1 protein-coding gene is annotated in these 1,243 nt (G+C 72.2%); it reads right to left on the reverse strand.

Annotated features, from left to right (window positions below):
• Positions 1–387: 387 nt before the first annotated feature.
• The coding region (gene lepB / locus KS423_RS45730; protein WP_224285547.1) for a signal peptidase I at positions 388–1,243 on the reverse strand (856 nt) is incomplete at its 5' end.

Genomic DNA, 1,243 nt, shown 5'->3' on the forward strand with positions numbered 1-1,243 from the left:
CGCCGCCCTGCCCGTCGGCGGTCTGCGCCGCCGCGTCCTCGGCCGAGGCCGAGGAGGTCGCGGACTCGGCGGACCGGGCCGCCCGACGGCCCGGGCCCTCGGGCTCTCCGGCGCCTGAGCGGGCGCCGATCACCAAATCCCCCACAACGTCTCCTCCCTGCTGTGCGGACGCCCGCGCGCCCGCGCTCAGAGTGCCGCACAGCGGGCACCATGCTCACCACGACCATGAACGCCTCAGGGCTGCCCACCGCGGACTCCCCCGACACCGGCACGGCCTCGGCCCGCGGCCGGGACCACTCCCGGCCGCACCTGCACTTCTCTATCACTCCCAGGCATCCGGCTCGCGGTCCCACACGCGAGGCCCGTCCGGGCGGCGGCCGGAACGGCTCACTCCGGAGGCCGTCCGGACCGGTGAACGACGAGCGGAAGGACGCCCAACACACCCATAACGAGCGGAGGTTCCACAGGAACCGGCCCAACGCCCACCGGTTCCGCGGCACTTCCGCCGGCCTGCGGCATCCGGACGAGAGAGGAGAGTGAACGCGGCGCATCGAGTTGATGGAAGCGGTCCAGCGGCCAGGCGATCACGAACGCGCGACCGACCACGCCGCTCAGCGGGATCGTCCCCTGTCCCGGATTGCCCATGTGGAAACGGGAGTCGGCGGAGACGTCCCGGTGATCGCCCATGACCCACAGCCGCCCCTGCGGCACCTGGACCTTGAAGGTCTGTCGGGACGGCGGGTTGCCGGGCGCGAGGTAGGACTCCTCCACCGGACGGCCGTTGACGCTGAGGCGCCCCTGCTCGTCACAGCACTCGACGGTGTCCCCGCCGACGCCGATCACCCGCTTGATCAGGTCCTGCTCGTTCTCGGAGGGCAGCAGTCCGACGAAGGTCAGCACCTGCTTGGCCGCACCCAGCACGGGGCCGTCCGCGGACGGCTTGCGGTCGCGCTCCAGCCAGCCGCCCGGGTCCTTGAACACCACGATGTCGCCGCGCTGCGGCTCACTGCCGAACCAGGGGGTCAGCTTGTCCACCAGTACCCGGTCCCCGATCAGGATGGTCTGCTCCATCGAACCCGAGGGGATCACGAACACCTGGACCAGGAAGGTCTTCATCACCAGCGCCACCAGAAGGGCCACCAGGACGATCAGCGGCAGCTCGCGCACCAGCGAACGCTTGCGCCGACGGGCCGCCTTGCGGGCACTGCGACGGCGCTCGGCCCGGCCCCGCCCCGGCGGGGCC

It is taken from the genome of Streptomyces sp. LS1784 (assembly GCF_020103755.1).
Lineage (GTDB): Bacteria > Actinomycetota > Actinomycetes > Streptomycetales > Streptomycetaceae > Kitasatospora.